Annotated in this window: 24 protein-coding genes and 1 pseudogene; 8 read left to right on the top strand and 17 right to left on the bottom strand. The window is 55.5% G+C overall.

Translation table 11 applies throughout. The features are described from left to right. From AC2FD9_RS00670 to AC2FD9_RS00655, 4 genes are read left to right on the top strand one after another with little or no spacing between them, the layout of a single operon-like run. Positions 1-1,356: a flavin-containing monooxygenase gene (locus AC2FD9_RS00670; RefSeq protein ID WP_496834879.1), complete on the top strand. Its 1,356-nt coding sequence runs from the start codon at positions 1-3 to the stop codon at positions 1,354-1,356. Beyond that, complete coding sequence (locus tag AC2FD9_RS00665; protein ID WP_496834877.1) at positions 1,353-2,267, top strand: bile acid:sodium symporter family protein; 915 nt, start codon at positions 1,353-1,355, stop codon at positions 2,265-2,267. The genes AC2FD9_RS00670 and AC2FD9_RS00665 overlap by 4 nt, the downstream gene beginning before the upstream one ends. Then, a complete protein-coding gene (locus tag AC2FD9_RS00660) occupies positions 2,252-3,190 on the top strand; it encodes an SDR family oxidoreductase (RefSeq protein WP_282118820.1) in 939 nt (312 codons plus the stop codon). Before AC2FD9_RS00665 ends, AC2FD9_RS00660 begins: the two co-directional genes overlap by 16 nt. Further along, complete coding sequence (locus tag AC2FD9_RS00655) at positions 3,187-3,966, top strand: SDR family NAD(P)-dependent oxidoreductase (protein WP_496834875.1); 780 nt, start codon at positions 3,187-3,189, stop codon at positions 3,964-3,966. Before AC2FD9_RS00660 ends, AC2FD9_RS00655 begins: the two co-directional genes overlap by 4 nt. Positions 3,967-3,970: 4 nt before the next feature. Here the strand turns inward: AC2FD9_RS00655 and AC2FD9_RS00650 are convergent, their stop codons facing one another. From AC2FD9_RS00650 to AC2FD9_RS00570, 17 genes and pseudogenes are all read right to left on the bottom strand, one after another. After that, positions 3,971-6,175 (bottom strand): PAS-domain containing protein, encoded by a 2,205-nt coding sequence (locus AC2FD9_RS00650; RefSeq protein ID WP_496834873.1) that lies wholly within the window; start codon positions 6,173-6,175, stop codon positions 3,971-3,973. A gap of 3 nt (positions 6,176-6,178) precedes the next feature. Further along, positions 6,179-7,348, bottom strand: a complete 1,170-nt coding sequence (locus AC2FD9_RS00645) for an FIST N-terminal domain-containing protein (RefSeq protein ID WP_496834872.1) — start codon at positions 7,346-7,348, stop codon at positions 6,179-6,181. A gap of 51 nt (positions 7,349-7,399) precedes the next feature. After that, positions 7,400-8,077, bottom strand: a complete 678-nt coding sequence (locus AC2FD9_RS00640; RefSeq protein ID WP_282150869.1) for a response regulator — start codon at positions 8,075-8,077, stop codon at positions 7,400-7,402. Positions 8,078-8,173: 96 nt separating this feature from the next. Then, positions 8,174-8,644, bottom strand: a complete 471-nt coding sequence (locus tag AC2FD9_RS00635; protein WP_496834870.1) for a putative molybdenum carrier protein — start codon at positions 8,642-8,644, stop codon at positions 8,174-8,176. 31 nt (positions 8,645-8,675) lie between these two features. Then, entirely contained in the window at positions 8,676-9,110 is a 435-nt protein-coding gene (locus AC2FD9_RS00630) for a hypothetical protein (protein ID WP_496834868.1), read from the bottom strand. Then, entirely contained in the window at positions 9,107-11,173 is a 2,067-nt protein-coding gene (locus AC2FD9_RS00625; RefSeq protein WP_496834866.1) for a glycosyltransferase, read from the bottom strand. Before AC2FD9_RS00625 ends, AC2FD9_RS00630 begins: the two co-directional genes overlap by 4 nt. Beyond that, positions 11,170-12,243, bottom strand: coding sequence for a glycosyltransferase (locus AC2FD9_RS00620; protein WP_282118827.1), 1,074 nt, complete (start codon positions 12,241-12,243; stop codon positions 11,170-11,172). The genes AC2FD9_RS00625 and AC2FD9_RS00620 overlap by 4 nt, the downstream gene beginning before the upstream one ends. A 14-nt stretch (positions 12,244-12,257) precedes the next feature. Continuing rightward, positions 12,258-12,578 (bottom strand): hypothetical protein, encoded by a 321-nt coding sequence (locus AC2FD9_RS00615; protein ID WP_282118828.1) that lies wholly within the window; start codon positions 12,576-12,578, stop codon positions 12,258-12,260. 75 nt (positions 12,579-12,653) lie between these two features. Then, positions 12,654-14,855, bottom strand: coding sequence for a hypothetical protein (locus AC2FD9_RS00610; RefSeq protein WP_496834863.1), 2,202 nt, complete (start codon positions 14,853-14,855; stop codon positions 12,654-12,656). 413 nt (positions 14,856-15,268) lie between these two features. Next, positions 15,269-15,577 (bottom strand): Dabb family protein, encoded by a 309-nt coding sequence (locus AC2FD9_RS00605; RefSeq protein WP_472723428.1) that lies wholly within the window; start codon positions 15,575-15,577, stop codon positions 15,269-15,271. A gap of 109 nt (positions 15,578-15,686) precedes the next feature. After that, entirely contained in the window at positions 15,687-16,442 is a 756-nt protein-coding gene (locus AC2FD9_RS00600) for an ABC transporter ATP-binding protein (protein WP_058274761.1), read from the bottom strand. 9 nt (positions 16,443-16,451) lie between these two features. Beyond that, the gene (locus AC2FD9_RS00595) at positions 16,452-17,207 is read right to left on the bottom strand and encodes an ABC transporter ATP-binding protein (protein WP_108859021.1); all 756 of its coding nucleotides are present in this window, start codon (positions 17,205-17,207) and stop codon (positions 16,452-16,454) included. Positions 17,208-17,217: 10 nt separating this feature from the next. Continuing rightward, the gene (locus AC2FD9_RS00590; protein WP_058274759.1) at positions 17,218-18,423 is read right to left on the bottom strand and encodes a branched-chain amino acid ABC transporter permease; all 1,206 of its coding nucleotides are present in this window, start codon (positions 18,421-18,423) and stop codon (positions 17,218-17,220) included. A 3-nt stretch (positions 18,424-18,426) separates the two neighbouring features. After that, positions 18,427-19,458 carry a branched-chain amino acid ABC transporter permease gene (locus tag AC2FD9_RS00585; RefSeq protein ID WP_058274872.1) on the bottom strand — a complete coding sequence of 344 codons (1,032 nt, stop codon included), beginning with the start codon at positions 19,456-19,458 and terminating at the stop codon, positions 18,427-18,429. A 113-nt stretch (positions 19,459-19,571) separates the two neighbouring features. Next, the gene (locus tag AC2FD9_RS00580) at positions 19,572-20,918 is read right to left on the bottom strand and encodes a substrate-binding protein (protein ID WP_282168637.1); all 1,347 of its coding nucleotides are present in this window, start codon (positions 20,916-20,918) and stop codon (positions 19,572-19,574) included. Between the two features lie 228 nt (positions 20,919-21,146). Beyond that, a pseudogene (locus AC2FD9_RS00575) lies at positions 21,147-21,775 on the bottom strand (IS6 family transposase); the annotation flags it as partial. 73 nt (positions 21,776-21,848) lie between these two features. Next, positions 21,849-22,472 (bottom strand): TetR/AcrR family transcriptional regulator, encoded by a 624-nt coding sequence (locus tag AC2FD9_RS00570; protein ID WP_496694896.1) that lies wholly within the window; start codon positions 22,470-22,472, stop codon positions 21,849-21,851. Between the two features lie 95 nt (positions 22,473-22,567). Here AC2FD9_RS00570 and AC2FD9_RS00565 point away from each other — a divergent pair, with 95 nt between their 5' ends. The 4 genes from AC2FD9_RS00565 (at position 22,568) to AC2FD9_RS00550 (ending at position 25,527) form a co-directional block, all read left to right on the top strand. After that, positions 22,568-23,434, top strand: a complete 867-nt coding sequence (locus tag AC2FD9_RS00565; protein WP_496834859.1) for an MBL fold metallo-hydrolase — start codon at positions 22,568-22,570, stop codon at positions 23,432-23,434. A 64-nt stretch (positions 23,435-23,498) separates the two neighbouring features. Next, entirely contained in the window at positions 23,499-23,837 is a 339-nt protein-coding gene (locus AC2FD9_RS00560; RefSeq protein ID WP_496834857.1) for a DUF1330 domain-containing protein, read from the top strand. Positions 23,838-23,976: 139 nt separating this feature from the next. Then, positions 23,977-24,324 (top strand): cupin domain-containing protein, encoded by a 348-nt coding sequence (locus AC2FD9_RS00555; protein WP_496834855.1) that lies wholly within the window; start codon positions 23,977-23,979, stop codon positions 24,322-24,324. Positions 24,325-24,735: 411 nt separating this feature from the next. Further along, a complete protein-coding gene (locus tag AC2FD9_RS00550; protein WP_496694888.1) occupies positions 24,736-25,527 on the top strand; it encodes an inositol monophosphatase family protein in 792 nt (263 codons plus the stop codon). Positions 25,528-25,533: the final 6 nt, after the last annotated feature.

Here is a 25,533-nt window from a genome sequence, read left to right as displayed (position 1 = left end):
ATGGAACAGGTGCAAGTCGGAGCGGGCCAGCCGGTCACGGTGAAGGCCCGCCCGGAAGAGTGTTTTGCTCTGATCGGAGCTGGGCCCATGGGTCTGGCAATGGCCAAGACACTTGTTGAGCAGGGAGTGCCATTTCAGGGATTTGAACTGGCTGATGATGTGGGTGGTCTGTGGAACATCGATGCCCCTCGGTCTACGATGTACGAGACCGCCCACCTCATATCGTCAAAGAAGATGACCGAATTCACCGACTTCCCTATGCAGGAAGAAACGGCGGAGTATCCATCGCATCGCGAGCTCAAGACGTATTTCCACGACTTCGCGAACGCATTTGACCTGTACCAGCACTATCACTTTGGCACCGAGGTCCTGAGCACCACACCGCTGGACGCAGGCGGATGGGAGGTGAAATGGCGTGACAAGGCAGGTACTGAGCACTGCCAGATCTTTGCGGGTGTTCTGATCGCCAACGGCACATTGTCTGAACCCAACCTACCCAAGTTTGAGGGAGAATTTACCGGCGAGCTGATCCACGCCTCGGACTACCGTTATCCGACGCAATTCACAGGCAAGCGGGTTCTGGTCATTGGGGCCGGAAACTCGGGCTGCGACATCGCGGTTGATGCCATTCACCACGGGCAGTCCTGCGATATCTCGATGCGCCGGGGGTACTATTTTGTACCCAAATACGTCTTCGGTGTTCCGGCCGACACGATGGGCGGGAAGATCAAACTGCCCATGTGGCTGAAACGAAAAGTCGACGGTGCAATCCTGAAATGGTTCGTGGGTGATCCGCAGAAATATGGCTTTCCCAAGCCAGATTACGCCCTTTACGAGTCACACCCCGTCGTCAACTCGCTGATCCTGTTCCACGCCGGGCATGGCGATTTGCAGGTGCGCCCTGACATTGAAAGATTTGACGGCAAGACGGTCCATTTCCGTGATGGCACCAGTGCTGAATACGACATGATTCTGGCCGCGACCGGGTACAAATTGCACTACCCGTTCATCGACAAGTCGCACTTGAACTGGCAGGGCGACGCCCCGCACTTGTACCTGAACTGCATGCACCCGACCCGCGATGATCTGTTCGTCCTGGGTATGATCGAGGCATCGGGCCTTGGGTGGCAAGGCCGGCACGAACAGGCCGAGATGGTGGCGCGCTATATCGCGGGACTAAGATCCGGCAACTCTGCCGCAAAGGCCATTCACTCGACCAAATCCCAAAAATTCGAACGTGCGACCGGCGGCATGAACTATATCGACCTGCCCCGGATGGCCTATTATGTCGACAAAGCGACCTACCGCGGTGAAGTGACCCGACAGATCGCGGCGTTGAAAGCGGCCCAGTCATGAACGGGATCGACGATGTCGCGCTGAACTTCGATGCAGGCAACCTAAAGCTGCTGAACGTCATCCTTGCCGTCGTGATGTTCTCAATCGCGCTGGATCTTAGGATGGATGACTTTCGCCGGATCCTGCGCGGACCGAAACCGTTGCTTATTGGGCTGGCGTCCCAGTTTTTGGTTCTACCCGCACTCACGTTTCTGATGCTGCTGGTGGTCAATCCACTACCGTCGGTCGCGATGGGGCTGATCCTTGTAGCGGCCTGCCCGGGAGGGAATATCTCGAATTTCATGACGCACCGTGCTGGCGGAAACGTGGCGCTTTCGGTGTCGATGACAGCTTTCGCAACCGTCGGCGCGATCATCATCACGCCCGCTAATGTTGCACTGTGGGGGAATCTTTACGCCCCAACACGAGAAATCCTGCAAAGGACAGAAATCGACCCGATCGCAGTGGCCATTACGGTCGGCTTCATGCTGATCCTACCGCTGATCCTTGGCATGCTGGTCAATGCGCGTTTCACAGCCGTCGCCGATAAAATCCGCCGCCCGATGCAGTGGCTCTCGATGGCGATCTTCATCACTTTCATCCTGGTGGCGCTCGCCGCGAACTGGGGAATCTTCCAACATTTTGCGACCGCGATCATCGGAATCGTCATCCTGCATAACGCGCTGGCTTTTATGGGCGGGTATCTGACCGCGACGGCCGCTAATCTGTCGGAACGCGACCGCCGGTCTGTCACAATCGAAACTGGGATACAGAACTCGGGCCTTGGCCTCATCCTGATTTTCGCCTTTTTCGGAGGGCTTGGCGGAATGGCGGTGGCCGCCGCACTTTGGGGCATCTGGCACGCAATCTCGGGGTTGGCTCTGGCCGCCTTCTTCGCAAGACGAGAGGTGCCCGAATGCGCCACATCCTGATCACCGGTGCCGCCGGTGCGGTGGGCACTGCCCTGTTGCATCGGTTGGGCGGTCGTGCCGACATCACGATCACCGCAACCGATATTCAAGAACCCGCCAACTTGCCGAAAAATGCACGGTTCGTACGGATAGATGTCACCGGCAACGCGCCTCTCAACGTCATTATGGCCGAAGAACCGGACACCATTGTTCATCTGGCGTCCATCGTGACCCCCGGTCCGAGCTCGACCAGAGACCATGAATATCAGGTTGATGTCGAAGGTACCCGAAATGTGCTGAATGCGGCGATTGCCGCCGGGGTCAAGCGTCTGGTGGTTACCTCTTCGGGGGCCGCTTATGGGTATCATGCCGATAACCCGGTTCCCTTGCGCGAAACGGATGCGATACGAGGCAATCAGGAGTTTGCCTATTCCTGGCACAAGCGGCTGGTCGAAGAAATGCTGGCCGAAGCCAGACAAACCACGCCCGGCCTCGAACAGGTTGTTCTGCGCGTGGGCACTGTGCTGGGGCCAAAGGTTGAAAATCAGATAACGGCCCTGTTTCACAAACCCCGTCTGCTGGGGCTGAAAGGGTCAGACAGCCCGTTTGTGTTCATCTGGGATGAAGATCTGGCCGATATCCTGGTTCGTGCGGCCACGGAGGGGCCTGCCGGCGTTTTCAATGTTGCAGGCGACGGCGCGCTGACCATCTCACAGATCGCATCACAGATGAGCAAACCGTTGCGTCGGCTATCTCCGGCGGTGGTCAGGGCCGCTCTGACCATTGCCCGCCCGCTGCGTCTGTCGCGTTATGGCCCAGAGCAAGTGCGTTTTCTTCTGTATCGCCCTGTGTTGAACAACGCCGCGCTGAAAGGCGAATTCGGCTATCACCCCAAATTCACGAGTGCCGAGGCGTTCGATCGCTGGTGGGAGGCTACCCAATGAAACCAACCGCTGTCATTACAGGAGGAGCCGGAGGGCTGGGCCGTGCATTGTCCGCTGCGCTAAGGGCCGACGGTTGGCATACCGCATTGATTGATTTACCGGGGCAAGAACTTGACGCGCTTGCCAATCTGGATGACGTCAGCACCTATGCCTGTGATCTGACCGACGCTGATCAATGCAAAGACAACTGCACCCGGATCATTGCGGCAAGGGACTCCATAGATCTGGTGATCTACAATGCAGGTGTCTCGCAGATTTCCGCGTTTTCGGACAGCGATATGCGCTCGCACCGAAACTTGTTCGAAATCAACTATTTCGCTGCAGTTTCTTGCGCTCAGGATTTTCTGGACGCGGTCAGGAAGGCCAAGGGTACGCACCTTGCGATCTCTTCCGTCGCGGGTTTTGCACCGCTCATCCATCGAACCGCCTATGCAGCCAGCAAACACGCGATGGAGGGGTTCTTTAAGTCCCTTCGCGCCGAGGAATCCGCCCATGGGGTTCGCGTTTCCATCGCCGCGCCATCCTTTGTCGCGACCAATATCGGGCGACCGGAGGCCGCAGACGCTGGGTTCGTTCGTCCCGGCTCTGCCTCGGATGGTATCGACTACATGGAGCCGGAAGCGGCGGCGCAGGTAATCTTGCAAGGTTACCGGCGACGTAAAGACTACATCCCAGTCGGGCGGATCGCACAGATCGCCAATCTGGTAAACCGTCTGGCACCAAAGCTCTATTTCCGTCAGATGATGCGGACGGTAGGTAAGCGACGAACGCCCTGACCTGTCAACTGACAGAAGCCTCTAACACGGATTTTAGCTTTTGTGCATCAATCGGCTTGGGCAGCAAAAGGTAGCCTGCCGTCTTGCAAGAGGCTGCCAATTCGGTCGAACGGTCAGCGGAAATAATGCAACCGGGCAGTTGCCCGAATTCGCGTGTCAATTCGGCAATGGCTTCGGTACCGGTCTTGCCGCCGTCCAGTTGAAAATCGGCGACAATGACATCCGGTAAAATCCCGATCTCGTGCAGCAGGTTTGCCGCCTCATCTTTGCTGGCCGCTTCCAATACCTGAACGCCCCAGTTTTCCATCGTCATGCACAGCGCGCCGCGCAGGTTGTCATCGTTTTCAATCAGCAAGGCAACCGTCCTGTGCAGCACGTCCGAGCGCGACTGTATCGACGGCTCACCACTATTCAGCGCATCGCGTGCCTGGCCTGCTGATGGAACCGTGATTGAAAAAACGGTTCCGCGCCCCAGTTCGGACTGCAAATTTATCGGATGTTTCAGCAAACCACAGGCGCGCTCCACAATGGCAAGGCCCAAACCCATCCCTTCGGCCGCACTGGCGTCTGAATGTATACGTTTAAACTCTTGAAAAACAACGTCTCTCTGGTCTGGCGCGATCCCAATCCCTGTATCCCAAACCTGGATCGAAACGGTCTTCCCCAGTCGTCTTACACCGACCAGAACCCTGCCCATTTCCGTGTAACGGATCGCATTTGACAGCAGGTTTTGCAGAATGCGCCGCAGGTAACTGGCATCACTTCTGACAACTGTATCAGTGCCGACAAATCGCAACCCAAGCCCCTTGGCTTGCGCCATAGGCCTAAAGGCGTCCTCCATCTGGGAAAAAAGCTCACCGACCGGGACCGAGGATAAGTGAACCGATGCCCGCCCGGAATCCAGTTTCGAAATATCCAGCAGCGCCTCAAGAATGTGTTCGACACTGTTTAGGGCGCTCTCTGCTTTCACCGCGACTGCGCGCGCATCGGCCTTGTCCAATCCACTGCCAAATGTCGAGACGTAGAGTTTTGCAGCCGACAGAGGTTGCAGCAGATCATGGCTGGCCGCCGCGACAAAGCGCGATTTTGATGCGTTGGCGCGTTCTGCTTCGTTCAGCGCGTCCGCAAGCTCCATTGTTCGCGATGCAACGCGCTGTTCCAACAGTTCCTTGGCCTCGACCAGGGCTTGTGCGGATTTTCTTTCAGCCGTCACATCGGTGAAGGAAATCACGAAACCCCGGTCCGGCATTTCCTGCGCGAAGACTGACAATACCTTGGCACGACCGCTGTGCATCTGGAATTGCAACGGCGGGCGCTCGGTCGAGCGATTGACCCAGGCCAGCAGGTCGGCGTCGCTCACACCCCCCTCAAAACTGACGGTCGCGCTTAACCGGTGAAACAACGTCTGGAACGGTGCCCCCATCTGAAATTGCGCATTGGGAATGGCCAGAAGTTCGCTCGCGCGGTTGTTCCACCCGACCAGGCGCAGCTTACAGTCAAAAATACAAACACCCTGATCGATATGTTCAAGTGTCGCGCGGATCAGCCGGGCCTTGTCATCTAGAATACGATCCCTTTCCTGCCGTTCGACCCGCATGATGTCGGTTACATCCGTCTGCAAAATAACGGTACCGCCATCCGGCGTCCGGTGTTCGGACACCTGCATCCAGCGGTTGCCACTAAGGCGGATGTTGAAGACGACGTGATCTTCAGCATGGCGCGCCATGCGTCGTTGCACCCAGTCTTTTGGGGAAACTACTCCAGGTAGGGACAGGAACCTGGACTGGCTGACCAACCCGACATAATCGGTGAACCGCAGCCCCGGTGTCAGCTTGGTTTGGATGTCAGGCATATGCAGGCCAAAGCGGCTATTGCACAGAACCATTTCTTCATCCCGGTTGAACAGCGCAAACCCTTCCTGCACCGCCTCGATCGCATTGGCGAGGTTTGCGCGGGCGGCTTCGGTTTCCTGATTGGCCTGCGCGAGGCGCGCGTTCGAGTCGTTGAGCAAGTCCAACGCCCGCTCAAGGTCATCCGTCCGCGCTCGCACTTCCTGTTCAAGCATGGCAGCCCGCTGAAACTGAGCGTAAGCCGCGCCCGAAGCGTTTGTGGATTCCTCGACCCGCCGCATCAGGGCCGCGACGATTTTCAGCAGCTTTTCATTTTGCCGATCAAGCGGATCATTGGGGTCGGTCAGGGATTCAATCATCGCCTACCCATCTTCCGGAGGGTAAATTGCGACGCCGGTCAGCGTCTGGTTCACATGGATCGAATTGAATTGCTCGCCATAGGTCGAAAACCCCACGACATGGTTCTCAGCAAGCAGTCGCGAAATTTCGCCCGTCTTTTGCTTTTCCTGTGCCTCCAGCCGGCGCAGGATGCAATCGCAGCCCAGGATCGTGTCCGGACGGGTGGTCTGTGTCAGCGCAGCGATTTCTTCCTCGAGATGCGAAACCATGTCACGAGGTTCGGCCAGCGTCAGCACCAGCCCCTCATCAATCGCGGAAAAGAACACAAGATCACCATTGCCCGCGACGCGCTGAATGGCCCGCACATGATGCTGGCCGCCGATCTGCACAACCAGCGGGTGGGCCGCAAAGGTAAAGGTCGTCAGCTGTTCAGGGTCTTTTCCAAGTAGACGGGCATATTCGCGCGCGGCTGGCTCGGCGTTGATTTCCTGCACGATACGGTTTGCCGGATCGGCCTTGGTGACAACCATACGCCGCGCCGTTGGTACCAGGTGATCCGTCTTGAACACTTTTATCGGGCAGCGCGTGCGAACCTGCGTCAGGATCGCCGCGTTCTGCATGGCATCACCGTCCATCAACACATAGGTCGCCCCAAAATGGGTTCCGTCCCCTGCGGACCCGCCGAACAAGGGCACCGGCCCCAGTCCAACAGCGAGTTCCGACGTCAGCGCATCCTCTTTCGTCGACAGACCGTCAATCATCAAAAAGGAAAACTCGTGTTTCCAATCCGGTGCGGACGCCGCCATTTCGTTACGGTTGCGGATCATCTGGTCAATGATGTCCTGCGCCGAGAAATTCCCAAGTTCGGGCACCAACAGAGTGCGAACCTCGAAATGCGAAGACGGTAATCCGATGGCGACAATCTGATCTTCGCCATAGCCGCAATCTGCAAGCTCGCCCGCTGTGGTGCATCCGATTACAGGCGTTGGTGCAAAGGCATCGACTGCCGCGGAAATAACCGCCGCCGCATCCGCGCCGGAGCTCACGAACAGAATAACCAAGGACAAAAGATCATCGCCCAACGATCCGGCGAGTTTTTCAATCGCCTGATCCGTGTCGCGATGTACAAAGCCCGTTTTGACGATACCTGGCGCACGGGCAGCAGCTGTCGCCCACCCGACTGCTTGGTTCATCCTGCCCTCCTCCCTGAAGCGCAACGTTTTCATATGATATGGCGCGAGGGCTTATTCTTGCAAGACGCTGGCAAGAGAAGCCTTCTTGGCAAGCAGAACGGCCTGCGTACGACTTTGCACGCCGAGTTTACGCATGATTGCAGTTACATGCGCCTTGACCGTAGTTTCGGCAATGGACAGATCAAACGCAATCTGCTTGTTCAGTTTGCCTTCACAGATAAGCTGCAGAATGCGCGATTGCTGATTGGTCAAAGTGGCAAGCCGATTGGCGGCGTCGCTGTGTTCGGTATCCGCATCGTCGTCAATCAGTGCAAAACCGTCTGGCACGAAGACGTCTCCGGAATGAACTGTCTCGAAAGCTGTACGAAACACGTCTCGCTGGCTGTGCTTGGGGACATAACCTGAGGCACCCGCACGGATCACCTGACTGATCACACGGTTCTCTGAAATCGACGACACCACGATGACCGGTGCATCGGTGGCCGCTTTGACACGCACCAAACCTTCAAGCCCGTCCACATCCGGCAGGTTGAGGTCCAGTATGACCGCATCTGGTCGCAACCCACCGGCAATCAGAGCAATCGCGTTTTCCAATCGATCTGCGGTGTGGATTTCACCGATACGAGTGACACTTTGCAGTGTCATCGACAAAGCATCACAAAACAGTGGATGGTCATCGACGATCAGGACCTTGTCAAAATCAATCTGTCCGGCGGTTTTTGCAAACATGAAACTTGGCCTTCGCAATCTGGTTGTCCCAACCCTAGCAACCGTCGGGTGCCGCGCCTACTGGCGAAACGTCGTATAGCCGGAACCAAAGTTTGGCTATGCCTCGGGGCTTTGGGGCAAAATCGATTGACGTAAGATCGCTGTCACTTTGGCTCCGATCTGGGGGGCTTCACTTTCTCTGGGGCCAGCGATGTTCAATATCGTATTAGGCCTCGCCATGACCCATTGCTTTACTTGGCGCGCACACGCCTCAAGCCCCTGCCCTAGATCAACGACCAGATAAGGCTTTCCGATCTCTTGCGCAAAATCGATCGTCAACTGCGTTCCCGGACTGGTCGATCCATCCACAAACACCAGCAAAGCGTCACAGGCCAAAACGTTCAGCTTAGTGCGTTCGGCGACATCCGCGAACTGTGTTTCATTCAAACCAAAGAAGCGATCCGGAATGCGGCCCGCCTCATTCAAGCGGCCTTTCGGAACCCAGCCGCCATAGGGAATGTCGTTTTCCAAAGCGAACTGGAAAGCCGCCATATCAACGCCTGTTTGTCCGCCGGTTATGATTTTCACAAGACGCTCCTTACCCTAAATCAGCGCCTTGCTAGCCCAACAGACCGATTTCATGCCCGTCAATGATAATCGCCAGATCCCAGTATTTTCTGATTTCTTCCTCGGCGGCCTGGGCTGCAGCAGCCTCTTCGGGAACGCGTTCGACCCGAAACCCGAACCGTTCAAGCCCGCAATAGTCCACTCGGCTGAGAATGACGGGAAAAACCTCCCGCTCCATCGCGGCGGCGGCCAACAGCCTTGCGATACGATATGGCGTTTCTGGTGGTTCATGCACCCGCACGCCGATATGCACCGGGCCGCCGGGCTCCCGGTCCCACAGCATGAGCGAGGGGGCCAGCCGCATATTCGGAAAGATAACCTTGCCAAGCGGCTTGGTGTCACGATCCTCATTGATCAGATCGTCCAGCGACTCGGGTCGATTTGGCGACGCTCTGCTGAGGATTTCGAACCATAGATCACTGGTCATATCCGCGCCCCCAATTCGGTTAGCAATTCGGCGGCCTTGACTGCCCCCGTTTTGGGCAGCTCAAAACCATTCAATGCAGATCGGTAAAATTCGGCTCCGTCGTGATCCAGCCAATCTGCCACTGTGCGCTCGAGCGTCATGAATTCGCGTTCGGTGATGGCGGCACACAAGTCTCGGTCGGCCATAGCTGCGGCGCGCCGTTCCTGATCGTCCAGATAGGGTGCTGACTGCGGAATAAATATCGCCGGGATGCGATGGTACAGCATCTCAAGGACCGAGTTGTATCCGGCCGCAGATATGACCACGTCTGCGGCGAGGCTAAGCTTGGTCGCCTCCAGTGTCTGAACCACGTGGGTGTTTTTCCAACCGAATGTGGCAGGCTGAACCGTGCTTCCGGGCCACGTTACAACCAGGTGCAGGCAATCATCGCGCGCCTCAAGGATGCCCGAGATCGCCTGCAATTGCGCAGACCTGTCCGATGCGACGCCGCCACCCAGCATGCTGACAACCAGTTGCTTGAAGTCGCGCCCGAAACGTTCCGCCAGCCGGGCCCTGAGCTGTTCTTTTTCCGCGGCGGATTGTTCCACCTGACGCACGATTGGCCCGACATAATGGACATGGTCACCATAGCTGTAGGCGTCGTTCAACTCGTCAAATGCCTCGGAAGGCACGATGACACGGTCAAACACACTTTCGCGGCGCAGCATGGTCTGCCTGGACCGGCCTTCGGGCCACAACCCGCGCCGGATCCAAGCCGCCGACAACTTGCGTTCACGGATAACACGATAGACGGAGTCAAACACGTAGCCGCCGTCAAAAACCAGCGTGTCGTTTTCCTGAAGCACCGCACCAAGACGCCGATACGTCAGTACGTCATTGCCATCTGAATTGGTCTTTGTATCGGTGCGCTGAACCAGAGGGATACAGTCGATACCCTCACGGCGAACAAGCGGGACACAGCTGGGAAAGGCCGCGAACATTTTTGTCATGGTGTCCGGCATTTCACGGGCAATGATGCTGCACCGCTGCGCATGGCCCAGCCCCACCCCATTTGTCGGGAAAAACAGGGTTTTGGGCTTGTCCTGTTCTGCCTGACGCTGTTTCGCGTTCAGACCTGCAGCCGTTTCCAGGCGCGAAATGTCAACTGTATGCAACCACTGGGATTTCGAGGCCTGTTCGACAATTTGCGGCACGTTCCCGATCACATTGCCGATCAGATACCCATCCAACGCGAAAGGCGTCTTGGGCCCAAGCAAAGCAGGTGCGCCCGAAGACATCAGAACTTCATCGTCGGTACAGTCGATTGCGACGCCGCCGGCTGCAATCAGCTCGACCGCAAAAGCGGCCATGCGGACCCCGGCGATCCCGTGACCGAACATCGCCAGAATATCCGTCGAGTTTGCCAAGGTCAGCGGCGACAGCCCGGTATACAGATAGGTCGGCAAATCGTGAAACGGCGACGCCTTGATCGCCTCATTCTGCGCGCCGCTGACGATGAGTTTCAGGTTATAGCCACCCTGGCTGCTCATGCGGGAAAAGCAGGACAGCGTCTCGGGGTTGTCCAACTCCATCGAACCCAACACAAGGGTCACGTTCGGCACCACCCTTTTGGACCGCCGCGATACGGGCCGAATATCCGCCACCAAAGGGCTTGAGGTCGATGGCAGCACTGGACGTGGTTGAAAATCTGTCAGGTCAATCACGTGGGCTTCGCGCCCAAGCGCATAGGCCAGCCGGGCCTTGGCCGCGATATAGCTTTGCTGGGTCATAAAGCGGCCCGTCGCAACAACCGGAATACTCGGGTCGAGCTGTTTGTTCCGCAGCGAAGCAAGAAGAAAATCGTCGATCTCTTCGGCACCCAGCACGAATACGGTCTGCGCCTTGTTCTCGCCCGGGTCGACAAGGAACTTGGCTGCCTCGTAAATCCTGCCACGCCCTGCATCCTCGGGCAGATAATCGGCATCAATGCACACATTGAAGCCACGTGCGGCAAGCTGCTCGGCAAAGATCAACTGCGTGTCAAACGACCGCAATGAGCGTGTGCCGACTTCGACATAGATCATTTATTCACCTCGCTGTCGGCGGACAAAACCCCCGACAGCATCGCCTTGAATTTACCTGCAGAGTAGTTCTGCAGCGCCGATTGCGATCTGGCCACCTGATCATGGTATTTTTGCGGTTGGGCGATCAGGTCGGCAATGATTGTGTCCACCTGAGATGGCTGGCAAGTCAAGACGTCATTTCCGAACGTGGCACCAGTATCGGGGTTGGTCAGAACAACCTTACCTGCGGCAACCGCCTCGGCCACAACGCGACCAAAACTTTCTTGCCAGGTCGGTGCCGTGAAATATACAAAAAAGTCAATCATTCCAAAGAACTCTTGCACAGTTATGGCGTCAAAGGGAAGCAAGGTCCAATGCGCGCGAAGAACACGGGCATTCAACAAGGCATCGGCTCCAAGAATTACATTGCACTGAGAGTGGCTTGGAAAACAGCTGTCCAAATCAGCAATAACCGGGAACTTCTCGAATCCGGGTCGTGAATGACGCCCACGGCGGTCCTGTGGCGTTTCACACGGGGCGCTCATCTCGGTCTCGCAAATGTTGAACCAGTCAGAGCCCAAAACGTCCCATTGCCGCGCCACGCGAGACGTTGCCAACCAGTCAACGACACCGTTTCGGTTATACGGTGATATCGGTGCGAGTGTTTTCCTGAGAGAAATTGTTGAGGCTTCGATCTGGCTTAGACAGTTTGAAACATCAAACCCCTCTGCCCCGCCTGGACGCAGAAAATTCTCATGCGTGATCACGTACAGCTCGCGCGCAATGATCCTTGTGCCAAGCGTGTCCTGAAATTTCAGAAAAGACGGGTTGTGCAAAAATACGAAATCCGCGCTGATCCGCGGCGCGTCCCAAATGATCGGAATATTCAATTCGTCCAGCACCCGCCGTAAAACCGGCGAGACTTGCTGCTTGGTGCCAAATGTTTTGGATGTGATCGCGTGGACGACCACCTGCCCGAATTCGGCGGCCACAGGCAATTCGGCGGCCACAGCCGCAGAAGTCCCGCCAGAAAACCGCGGCTCGATGACATAAGCGATCGTAGGAATGTTCGATCGCTCAAGGGCAAGCATTTCCGACATCCGGCTCAGTGTTGCAGCGACGCGGCGAATGCATTCTCAGTCGAACGGTTCTCGTCGCTGGCCGGTGCGCTGGAGGCATAGCTGAAATCCAGATCTCCAACCGAGGCGACCTCGTGAAAGCTCCGCAGCTCCAGCGACAGTTCATCATCGCCGCTCAATAGTTGGGGGTTTTTGTCGAGGTAGGAATACAGTGCCTGAATGTCATTGGTGGACAGCATTTGGTCGATGACCAGCAGGTGCTCAAGCGTAATCTCGGCACGCGCGTTTTGGGTCGTCGACAAAAATAGCAGAGCAGTTACGATGCCGATAAGTCGTCTATCCGTCATTGTGGATACCTCGTCGGAAATAATTAACAGTACACAAAATTGAATCAGTCCTTTTCAGTATAGCTCAAAACACAGTTATTGGGTTGTCGCTTTTTTTAGTTTGCTCAAGACCTGACTTTTCAGGCGATTGACGCGGTTGGGGGATTGAGCACTGCTCGTGGATCGCGTAGTGGTCCGCTTGACCGCGGCGACGCCCGAACCTTCCCCTGCCAACCATAACTCAATGATCCCATTAGGGGTTTTGACGTTGGCCCCTGTGAAGTCCCGCAGCAATGCGCCCGAATCCCTGGCGAGTGCGGCCGCTCTTTCCTCGTCCTGCTTGTGATAGAAGCGAACGTTTGACTGGGTGATCCCAAACCCCACACGGGCCTGTCCATTCAGCTCGTGCCCCGTCGACGTCAAGTTGGTCACGATAGAATCAACAACACCCTGCGGCACGTTGGTTGGCGCATAGATCCGGAAGGCCACCACAGAATTTGCTGGTGCCGGCTCTGGTTCGGATGGGCTGATTGCCTCATCCGGCAAAGCTGTGCGTTCGATAGGCTTTGATGGCGCTGAAGCTTCTTGCAGCAAGGGCGCCAATGACACCACGGCATCCAACGGAAGTGGTGCCTGGGGCGAGTTTGGTGTTTTCAGCGGGTCTGGTCTCTGCGCAAGGGTGGGCACCTGCAAAGCGGAAGATGTCTGCAAGGGGGCTGGTGTCACCAGCGGAGACGGCGCGCCGGACAGTTCCGGCGCAATAGGCAGAGCCGCCAATTCTACAGGTTCCGGCTGAGGCTCGGATGGCAGCGGTTGCGCGATCCCGGCAGAAATCCCAATGCCGTCCTGCCGCACGGCAAGGTCCGATGCAACCGTGTTCGACGACGTTGCGCCGGGCTCAACCAGAACGCGCGCTTCCGGCGGTTCTTCGATTTCAAGCAAAGCCAGGGCTTCCGGCAGGGAAAGGTCCGAAACAGTTGCTTCGCCTGTCTGGGTGCCCACGTCCGGCTGATACGCACGCGCCAGATCAGGCGCAATCTGGTGGACATCCAATGGCACCCGCGATGCCGCATGCTCCAATGCACCAGGCTGGATCGGAATCACGGGTGAGCGCATTGCAGTTATTCTTGCTGTCGCCGTGACGGTTGCGGCTTCAAGGAACTCTTCGGGTTCTGCCGCCGACACAGTCGTTTCAAGCAAAGCGACAGAAGTGCTGAAAATCTCGGGCGTGGATTGAAAGCGGACGAAACCCAGGTTCACTTCTTCCCGAGGTCGATAGCTTAGCGGGGTTATCGGCAGCGGCGGCTGGACAAGGGTCGACACGAAAGACCGGACATTAGGGGCTAGGCGTGACACCTCTGGTTCGATGCCGTCCAACGGCCCGGACGCCTCTAATAGGGGCAATGACAGCGACGCCAAGTCTTCTGGTGCGCCTGTGTCATCGTCAGACGAAATCGACTCAGATGACTTATCGAATACGGTCGTGGAGGTTACAGCCAGATCCTCCGTGCCGCGCGTTACATCAGAGGTCGCCGGAAGCTGGGCCAGTTCGGCGTCTTGTTGCGTGATCGCGCTTGTCGCCATGGCCTCCTGGCTCGTCAGGCCCACATTTTCGTTTGGGCCGGACGCGCTCAATCCAGACAGGATCAGAAAAACCGAAGACGACGCAACCACACCGATGCCGCACCCCGCCGCCATCATACCCAACCGCATCTTGCGACGAGAACGTTTCTGGTCTTCGATCCTTTCAAGAAGGTTCTTGCGCAAACGATCCGCAACTTCATCCTCGGACAGTTTTAGGCTCGGCTCGGGGTTGATTAGATCCTCTGGGATATTGTCGGGATGCATGCCCGGCACGGGCCCGCCATTGGGCAGTGCGGCGCTTGCTTCGCCTCGTTCATCGCGTGGGACGTTTTCGGCCGCGTGGCTGTTATTGTTGACGGATTGGCTGCCGGAACCCCCTGCAGTGCCATTTTGAACCGACTCACCGGCCTGGCGTGAATTGGTTGCCTGGGTCGGCGTACCGGCGGTTTTAGGCTGGCCCGCCGATGTATTTTGCGCGTTTGCCGGCTGCGAACCAGCGGTTGATTGCGTCGGTTTTTGTCCACCCGGCCCTGCCGGTTGCGCAGCGCCACCGTTTCTTTTGCCTGCCGGGGCATCGTTTTCTTGCTGTTTGCGAGCGTTATCAAGCACCTCCTGCCATTCAGGAGATTGCACAAAGTCATAAACACCCGACACTTTGTTAGCGTCTTTTTGGGCAACTTCAGGGCGAGCTTTTGGATCGCTGGCCTTTGTCATCAATACCCCCGAACTGGCCGCCGGAACACGCTCTTCGCTGTCGCAACTCGGGCAAACCAATTACACTCGTGAACATCAAAAAATTCAAAAAAATGTACTAAGCATTATAAAAAATTGACCGGTGGAAGACAAGTAATCCGGTGTTCGGCGTACAACTATTGCCTTTTTCGCAAGGGAAGGATGCGCCATTGTGGGCCCAGCCTGTGCCCTGGCACCATCTGCGTCGGCTCAGCGATTTCAGTAAAATGGGGTTTTTCAAATCGTTGATGATCAAGTTGATCAGGGTCGTTTCCGCAGATCGAAAACTTGCCGCCGAACGCTTACAGGGACACGGGCGCGCGGCGCCAAGCTGCACCGTTCAGCACACAGTTTCAATCAGCCCTTCGGAATTTGGCTGAAACAGTTTCACTATCTCAGACCTCTAAATCCAGGACCAGAATTCCGTCGATACCGCCCACGGTGTTTTCGACCAACTGCGCGCCCAGCGCTTTGTGCCTCTCGTTGCTTTGGTAGCTGGCCAATGCGGCCCAATCATCGAAATCAATCACAAACCCATGCTTGTAACCGCGTTCAATCTGTTCAGGGCTTTCGCTGCGGCCACCAGTGAACCCACCTGCACCCGGAAGGGCGTCGGTCAGGTCCGACAGGCCCTTGTAAATCTTCCCGATGGTTTCTTCGGTCACGTCGGACCGGAATTTTGTCAGGACTATATGGCGGATCATAGTTAGTTGCCTTGATCATGAGTGTAGGAGCGCAAGCGTCCGAAGAATTCGAGCGTCACCATAACTAAGGCGTTTGCAACCAGAATATTCCTAAGACTTCGAGCCTGCCCTAGATCGCCAAATACTCCTCGCGAAGGCCGGTGTCTTGAAGCACCTCGTTCGCCGTCCCATCAAATACGATAGTGCCGGTGTCCAGAATGATCGCGCGATCGGCTAACTCCAATGCTCGGACGGCGTTCTGTTCGACGATGATCGTGGTCATACCCTGTTGCTTAACGTGGGCCAGTGTTTTTTCAATCTCGTCGACAATGACCGGGGCCAGACCTTCGTATGGCTCATCCAGAAGCAGGACCTTGATATCCCGGGCAAGGGCTCTGGCGATTGACAGCATTTGTTGTTCGCCACCCGACAACGTAATCCCCTCTTGTTTCCTGCGTTCGCCCAAACGCGGGAACAGTTCATACAACCGCTCCAGGGACCATCCGACTGGCGGTGCAATCTGGGCAAGCTGCAGGTTTTCCTCAACGGTCAGCCCTGGGATAATTCGTCTGTCTTCCGGTACAAGGCCAAGACCAACAGACGCCGCTTCGTAGCTTGTCATATTGTGTAGCGGCTGATGATCCAGCCAGATTTCACCGTGCCTTACTTCGGGATCACCTACCCGCGCAATCGACCGGAGTGTCGAGGTTTTGCCAGCGCCGTTCCGTCCAAGCAGGGCCAGAATCTCGCCTTCGTGCACATTAAAGCTGACGCCCTGCACGATATAGCTTTCTCCGTAGTACGAATGCATGTCCCATACAGACAGGAACGCAGGCGCGGTGCTTGCCCTATTGGCGTTTTTCGAAAAGTCGGGTTTCTCGTTCATAGCTTTTCCTTACGCCGCCTCGCCCAGATAGGCTTCACGAACCTTGGGATGTCCACGGATTTTTTCTGGAGTATCTTCGACCAGCGGCGTCCCTTGCGCCAGAACTGTGATGCGTTCCGCAAGGCTGAAGACCACATGCATGTCATGCTCGATAATGGCGATGGTTATATCGCGCTCATCCTTGATCTGTTTTAGCAAATCGATGGTGTTGTTGGTGTCCGCCCGCGCCATGCCCGCCGTGGGTTCGTCCAGCAACAACAGCCGCGGATTTTGACTGAGGCACATGCCAATCTCAAGGCGCCGCTTGTCGCCGCGTGACAGCGACGCCGCGTGCATTTCGCGTTTGTCCGCCATGTTCATCTCTTCCAGCATGACTTCGGCTTGTTCGACGACCTCACGTTCGTTAGCGATGGTCTCATAGGCATGCATCCGGAATGCCCCATCCCGCATCGCGAAGATCGGGATCAGCATATTCTCCATCACCGTCAACTCGCCAAAGATCTCTGGCGTTTGAAACACACGACTGATGCCCATCTGGTTGATCTGGAACGGCTCGAGTCCCAGAACCGAGTTGTTGTTGAACAACACCGATCCGGTGTCCGGCATCAGCTTGCCCACCAGACAGTTCAGCAGCGTCGATTTTCCCGCGCCATTGGGGCCGATGATCGCGTGAACCGAGTTTTCTTCGATATTGAGGTTCACATCTGTCAGCGCCTTAAGGCCACCGAAGCGTTTGCTGACGTCTTTGACTCTTAGAATTGCCATTTCTCGCCCCTTATTCCGCCGGTTCTGTTTTTCCCGACGGCGCATCGTCGGTGTCTTTTTTCTTACGCTTGAAGCGCTTGAGCAAACGTTGCCCACCTTCGACAAGACCACCCGGCAGATAGATGACAACCAGCATGAACAGGATGCCCAGCGTCAGGTGCCAGCCTTTGCCGATGAACGGATGGATCACGAACACCACGGCGTCCTCCAACCCGTCAGGCAGGAATGCGAACCAGCTATGCAGGACGTTGTCGTTGATCTTCGAGAAGATGTTCTCGAAATACTTGATGAAACCTGCGCCCAGAACCGGCCCGATCAACGTGCCCGTACCACCGAGGATCGTCATCAGAACCACCTCGCCCGAGGCCGTCCATTGCATGCGCTCGGCACCTGCCAGCGGGTCCATCGCGGCCATCAGACCACCCGCCAGACCGGCATACATGCCAGAAATCACAAAGGCCGCGAGCGTATATGGCTTGGAGTTCAGACCCGTATAGTTCATCCGCTGCTGGTTCGATTTTACCGCCCGCAGCATCATGCCAAAAGGCGACCGGAAGATACGGATAGACAGGTAGAACACGGCCATCATTATGATTGCGCACAAGTAGTAACCCGCGTTGAAGTCAAAGCTCCACGCGCCGACGTCCATCGTGTACGTCGCGCGCATGGGCAATCCGAATAGATGCGGTAAATCCGGCGCGTTGGCGCCCTGCAGAATCTGTGGATCGTCCGCATAAACCTGCAGGCCGGTTTCCCCGTTTGTCAGGTTAAACTTGGGGTTTGACAGAACCGAGTAGGCCAGCGCAAAGCTCATTTGCGCGAAGGCCAGCGTCAGGATCGAGAAATAAATCCCCGATCGCCGCAGGCTGATAAACCCGATAAGTAGCGAGAACAGGCCCGCGACGACGACACTCAGCGCGATGGCTGGAATGACGTTGTAGCTGAGCAGTTTGAACATCCAAACTGCCGAGTATGATCCTACGCCCAGAAAGGCCGCGTGACCGAAGGACAAGTACCCGGTCAGGCCAAACAGAATGTTGAACCCGATGGCAAAGATCCCGAAAATCACGAACCTCTGCATCAAATCCGGGTAACCCGCGTTGAACTGCGCCATGGCGCTGCCCTCTGGAAACGGGTTCAGGATGAAAGGCGCCAGCAAGGTCAGGAGTGCGACGACGATCAGCAGGCTGGTGTCTTTTTTATTCAGTCCCAACATTGATTATTCCTCCATCACGCCCTTGCGCCCCATCAGCCCGCGCGGACGCGTCAGCAGCACGATGATGGCGACAAGGTAGATGATGATCTGATTGATGCCTGGGATCGTTGTGGTGGCCCAGGTGGTCGAGGCAAAGCTTTCCAGAATGCCCAGCAAAAAGCCTGCCAGAACGGCGCCTGGCAATGACCCCATTCCGCCAACAACAACCACGACGAAGCTAAGGACCAGAAAGTCCATTCCCATGTGGTAGTTCGGCGGGTTGAGCGGCCCGTACATCACACCGGCCAGTCCAGCGACACCGGCAGCAATGCCAAACATGATGGTAAACCGGCGGTCAATATTGATACCCAGCAGGCCCACCGTTTCCCGGTCAGCCATCCCAGCACGGACAACCATCCCGAAGGTGGTGAACTGCAGGAACGAAAACACTGCCCCTATAATGCCTACGGCAAAGCCAAAATAGACCAATCGCCAGATCGGGTAGATGATTGCATTGGGATCAAAACCAACCATGGTACCCAGATCGACAGATCCGCTCAGCACATCGGGCGGAGGGGTCTGGATCGGGTTGGCGCCGAAGAAATACTTGACGATTTCCTGCAGAACGATCGCAAGACCAAAGGTCACCAGGATCTGGTCTGCATGCGGGCGCTTGTAGAAATGTTTGATCAGCCCGCGTTCCATCACATAGCCAACCAGCAGCATGATCGGGATCGCAAACAGGATGGACAGCGGAACGGACCAGTCGATAATCGTTGCGCCGACTTCGGGGCCGAACCAGGCCTCGATAAAAGGGGTTTCGACCTTCAGCGGATTACCCAGAAAGTCTTTTTGCGTTTCATCCAGGGTCACGAAACTCAGGTTCAGCAGCTTTTGCAAAGTAACGGCGCAGAACGCGCCAATCATGAACAAAGCCCCGTGGGCAAAGTTCACGACGCCGAGCGTCCCGAAGATCAGGGTAAGACCCAGCGCGATCAGCGCATAAGCCGAGCCCTTGTCCAGACCGTTAAGTATTTGCAGTAGGATGGCGTCCATTGGGCCCACCTCAGGGTTGGTCAGTGTGGATTGAGTGGTTGGGACCAGGCCCACAGGCCTGGCCGTAAGTCGTCTGACCGCCGAGAACGACGGTCAGACATTCGCCAAAAGGCTTACGCGCCCGGATTGCACTTGCCCAGTTCGCCACCGGCGAACATTGGGTGCTCGGGATCGTACTCGACCTGTGAACGCGGCGTGATCTCGACGATTTCAAGCGTGTCATAGGCGTTGGTCGGGTTCTCGTTGCCCCGCACAACCAGCACGTCCTTGAAGCACTGGTGATCGGCACCGCGATACCAGGTGGGACCATTGCCCAGCCCGTCGAACTCAAAGTCTTCCAGAGCTTCGGCAACACCACAGGGATTGAAGGTGCCCGCACGCTCGCACGCATCCGCATAAAGCAGCACTTGTGCATAACAGGTCTGTGCGGAGTTGGACGGCGGCTTGCCGTATTTCTCACCAAAGGACTTCACGAAGGCCTTTGTGCCCTCATCCTGCAGCTGCCAGTTCCAGTTCATCGACCCGAGCACACCTTTGATGTTCTCGCCCGCACCAGCGGCCATCAGCTCGGAATACAGCGGCACGACGATCTTGAAGTCCTTGCCGTTTGCAACCTTGTCGAGCAGACCGAACTGGATCGCGTTGGTCAGCGAGTTCACCATGTTCCCGCCATAGTGGTTCAGAACCAGCACGTCCGCGCCAGAGTTCAGAACCGGTGCGATGTAGGACGAGAAGTCGGTCGACGCCAGTGGCGTCTTAACTGTGTTGACCGTCTCCCAGCCCAGGGCTTCGGTCGAGGCAACGATCGACTCTTCCTGGGTCCAGCCCCAGTTGTAGTCGGCCGTCAGGTGATAGGCGCGACGTTCTTTACCCATCTCAGCCGCCAGCACCGGCGCCAAAGCGGCACCCGACATGTAGGCATTGAAGAAGTGACGGAAACCGTTGGCCTTCTTGTCCTTGCCCGTGGTGTCGTTTGCATGTGTCAGGCCAGCCATGAAAATGACGCCCGCCTCTTGGCACAGGCCCTGAACCGCAACGGCCACGCCCGAGGACGAACCACCATTGATCATGATTGCGCCGTCTTTTTCGATCATCGATTTGGCCGATGCGCGGGCTGCATCCGATTTGGTCTGGGTGTCGCCGGTGACGAACCCGACCTTCTTGCCGAGGATACCGTTCCCCTGAAGCGCCTTCGACGAGAATGTGTTCAAGCAACCACCGTCGCCTTCGCCGTTCAGATGTTCGACCGCCAGCTGTTGCGCCAGCAATTCGTCATTGCCTTCGTCGGCATAAGGTCCGGTTTGCGGAACATTGAAGCCCAGAGTGACGGATGACCCTGTCGGCTCATTCGTAAAGGCAGCGGCCGACGAAGCCGTAAAGATCGTAGGCAGGGCTAGACCGGTACCTGCAACGGCACCAGACTTTAGCACGCCGCGGCGCGTGACATTATTCTTAGTCATGTATTCCTCCCATTTCCATTTTTCGTCCTTTGGCTCCTCTTCCAGCAGACGAAAGCGCACTTTTGTGCATTCCAATAATGGAAATCGGACTGAAAATTTCTCAATAAATTACTAGTATTGAAACAAAATTTTGTAAATTTGTTCACGAAATTTTAGAATTTTTGTAAAGAAAGTGACAGCCAGCCTTGCCCCGGCATGGTGCTGCTAGTCAAATTTGAACCAGTCTCAGCTGGTTAGAGATCTCTCCTGGTTGAAATAGTTGTAGACAAAGGAAACGACGGAGGCGAATTTCTGCAAACTTCGCGCGCGCCTGAAACGTTGCACGGCGCGTTCGCGTCGTCGAAACGGGAGGTTCGACGCGGTTGTTGAGCCACCTTCCCGTCTGTTGTTTTTCAAGCGCGTTCATTTCTCTGAGCGCAGCCTTGTAGGAAACGATCCGTGAAGATCTCTTCCGCTTTACAGTGGCGCTGCATAAAATTCTTGAGGAATTTCAATGCCGCCTGCTTGTTTCGGCGTTTAGTAGCGACTGCTTCCAGCACTTCGCCCTCATGATCTAAGGCCCGCCAGAGGTAACGTCTTTTGCGATTCACTTTCATAAAAACCTCATCCACATGCCACTTCCATTTCGAGAATGCACGCAGTTACCGGACTCGCTTCTGTCTAATCTCAGCAGCAAACATCGGGCCAAACCTGTTCCACCAATATTGGACGGTTTCGTGGCTCACCTCAATTCCTCATTCGTGCAATAGGTCTTCCACGTTTCGAAGCGAAAGCGGAAACCGAATGTAAAGCATCACTGGAAGACGAATGACCTCTGAACTGGTTTTGAAGTATTTGAATGGCGATTTCTTAATCATGCGTGATGGCTACGAGAGCACCCTGCCCGCCTCAACCCAAGTTCTTTTGACAAGACCCAATCGGGGCTTCTCTTCAGTATTGTGACTGCAACCCGAGCATGAACGCGGAAACCATGTCTGATATCTCGATCTCGCGGTCTTCGTCTACTTCTTTTCCGTTCAGCCATGTAACGCTCAGAAAAACCAAGATCATCGAGCGGCGGGCAATTGCGATTTGCCCCAGCTTTTTGCGCCCCAGCGCAACCAATCCGAGATGACGGCTGATCAGTTCGGCCTCGATATCCAGCCCGTGAACAATAATGGCTTCATTTTCATCAAAGGCATCGCGAGTTGGATCGTGAGCCTTCGCGAAGTCGTCCAGTGAAAGACTCACGATTCCTTTTCTGGCCGCCAAAAAGTGCGTTGTTCGCCTATTGAGTTCCCGAATGGCGGCTTCTCCATCCAATTCTACGGGCAGATCCAACAACAATTGTTCTTCTGCCAGAGACTCACCGATGAGGGCCGTCAATAAGGCTCCCAGACCCCTGAAGTGCTTGTAGATAGACGCAGGCTCAATACCGACAAGTCGGGCAATTTCCCTTATTTTTAAACCGGATGCCCCCTTTTCCCCCGCCAGTGCCTCGGCTGCGGCGAGAATGGCGTCGCGAGTAGTGAACCCCTCGTATTCCTGTGCGATGTCTTTTGGCCGTCCCACCATAGCTTGGCGTCTTCTCCTGCGTGTTGAGGACTCCTATTGACTTCTTTGCTAACGTTGTTAGCTAAAGCGAACAATGTTAGCTTTGAGGTGCCAATATGAAACTGTCAACTTTGTGTGCCACCGCGGCAGTGATCACACTGGGAACAACAGCCAATGCTCAGACCAGCCCGATGACAGAAGTCGCGGACGGTGTTTATCACTTCTTTTCCATGGGTTACTCCAGCCTGGTAGTTATTGGGGACAACGGCGTCCTCATAACTGACCCATCTTTCACGCCACGCGCTGAAGAACTGAACGCTGAGATTGCAAAGATCACGGATAAGCCTGTTACACATGTCGCCCTTAGCCACGAGCACTTTGACCACATTGGGGGAACAGAAGTGTTCAACGGAGCCGCGATCATCATGCAGGAGAACGGCCTCGATATTCTGAAGCTGTCGCCGCTAATACCTATGCCAATGGTTACAACATCGTTTGACGATACCCTTATGGTGGATCTTGGCGATCAAACCATAGAACTCCATCACCTCGCCGTTGCAGATGGTGTTGCGACCACGGTTGCACGTGTCACTGATAGCAATGTCGTGTTTTCCGTGGACATGTACATGCCGCAGGAACTTTCCCCGCATGAGTTCAAGGAAGACACCAATTTCGTGGGCTCAGGCGTTGTTTTGAATACTCTGGTGGGTTGGAAACCGGCCTATGCGATCAACGGGCATTCAAACGGCAACAGCGTCGAAGCGCTTAAGGAAAACGCCGAGTTTCTGACCGAGTTGCAAGCAAAGGTAGAGGCCCGCTTTCAGGAAGCTTTTGCAAGCGGCAATCCGTCAGCGCCTGTTGAGCTGCTCTTTACCATCCCCGACGAAATCGAAATGCCCGAGTATTCCGATTGGAAGAACTATGACACGGCCTTCCCCGGCTACGTTCGCCGGATGGCCCTGTCCGTTTTTCATGGCGGCTAAACGGCTTTGCCCTGTGAAGGGCGGTAACAGAAGTTAATCTAAGAAACTTAAGAGGAATCCAGACATGCCATCAGGAAAAGAAGCCTATCTGATGTTCAGTTTCACAGAACAAGGAGATATGAAAAATTTTGGCGAATATGCAAAAGCTGCCAATTACGTTCTGGAAAAGTTTGAAGGCGAACTCCTCGTTATAGGTGCGCGAGATTCCTCCATATCTAAGTTTGAAGGAGACTGGCCAGAGGGCGCAGGTCTTACCATGATACGGTTTCCATCCCGCGAAATTCTGGAAGATTTCTGGAAGAGTGATGAGTATCAATCTATCATTGATCTTCGGACAGCGATACTGCCAGCCAATTTCACTATCGGGTTCTCGCACGGATGGCGTGGTGAAGTCGCCTCGTAACAGTCGCAGACACATCTTGATGAAAGCAAGAAACATGTTCAATTCAATCGCTAAGATTGCTGGCGTGGCTGGCCTTTTTGTCAGCACAGTAACTTTGTCTGTCAACGCCGAAACGGCAAAAAACTGATACAGAATTGCCTTGGAAGAGGCAGAATTCTTCCAGCCCGTCGGTGCTCCATTTGAGCTTGCCATCTTGTGGGGCAATCCCCAGAAAGGTCCGTCGGCGGTCTTTATGAAATTCCCCCCAAGTTTCCCGGGGGCCATGCACTCGCATACCCATGGATATCACGGCCTTGTCGTATCCGGTGCAGCTAAGCACTACATTAAAGGCGAAAGTGAAGCTGAAGTGCCGCTGCAAACCCTCGGCCACTATTGGTATCAACCTGGGAGAGAGTATCATAATGACGCGTTTCCTACCGATGAACCAACAATTCTGTTGATTCAATGGGAAGGTCCAATGAACGTACATTTTGACCCGGAGGAATAGCGCCAAGGTTCAAGTGGAGGGGTATGTGCCTCTTCATACTTTTTGGAACCTTAGTTCAGACATAGGTGCGTGGTGCGGGATCGATCAAAATGAGGCTCAATGCAGACGCTGGAGCAATCTTAGCATCTATTCGACTGCCCCACTTCGCTAAGGTGTGAACGGCCCAAAGCGGACCGTCGTTACAACTTCAATCGCTGCGATGCAGCGTTCTCCAAAGAAAGCCGACGTTGGTCACGAGCAACGTGCGGCTCCACAGTGTGGAAGTGAATGAGCGCTTTAATAGGGGTATTCTTTCGACAGAAACTCATTTGACGCGAGGAAAGTGGATTTTAGCCTGACAAACACTGTTTTGTTTTCCGACACGCCTTCCCTTAGATGTGGTGATGCATTCAGCAGGAAGTGAGCGGATCAATGCATAACATCATTGCAAGAAGAAACTTCGCCGTCGCGGTAGCCGAAGAGGCGGGTGCGCTTGCGCTAGAGTATTTTGCTGCCAGAGACACCTTGGTCATTGATCAAAAGGGCGCCCAGGACTGGGTCAGCGAGGCGGACCGCAACGTCGAAACCTTCATTCGTCAAAAGATTATGAACTCTTTTCCCGATGATGGGATTTATGGCGAAGAACACGCCGAAAAAGCTGGCTCCAGCGGTTTTGACTGGGTGATTGATCCGATTGATGGAACAACAAACTTCGTCAATGGCATACCGGCCTGGACGATTGTCTTAGCGGGCGTTTCAGACAGTCAGACGCAGGTCGGTGTGATTTTCGAGCCAAACGTTGGTGAAACTTACGTGGCGATCCGAGGCGAAGGTGCCACTTTGAATGGACACGCCATGCAAGTTGCCTCAAGCGTGGAACTTGCAAGTGGAACCGTCTCAATTGGTTATTCGAACCGGGTCGAAGCATCAAAGGTCATTCCGGTGATTGCGGCCCTTATCGAACGTGGCGCTCTCTATCATCGCAATGCAAGCGGTGCGCTTTCGCTGGCCTATGTCGCGGCGGGACGTCTTTTGGGGTACATTGAAGAGCACATGAACGCCTGGGATTGCCTCGCCGGTCAGTTGATGATTGCCGAAGCAGGTGGCGAGATCGAGGATCAGGACGCCGACGGGATGATCAGGGATGGTGGTCGCGTGATCGCTGGTACACCAGCCGTGTTCGAGACCTTGAAAATGATCTGCGAAGACGCTTGGAACGAATGACGCCTT

The sequence above is a fragment of the Ruegeria sp. YTSC230 genome, assembly GCF_059609665.1.
This window is presented reverse-complemented; position numbering and strand designations above follow the sequence as displayed.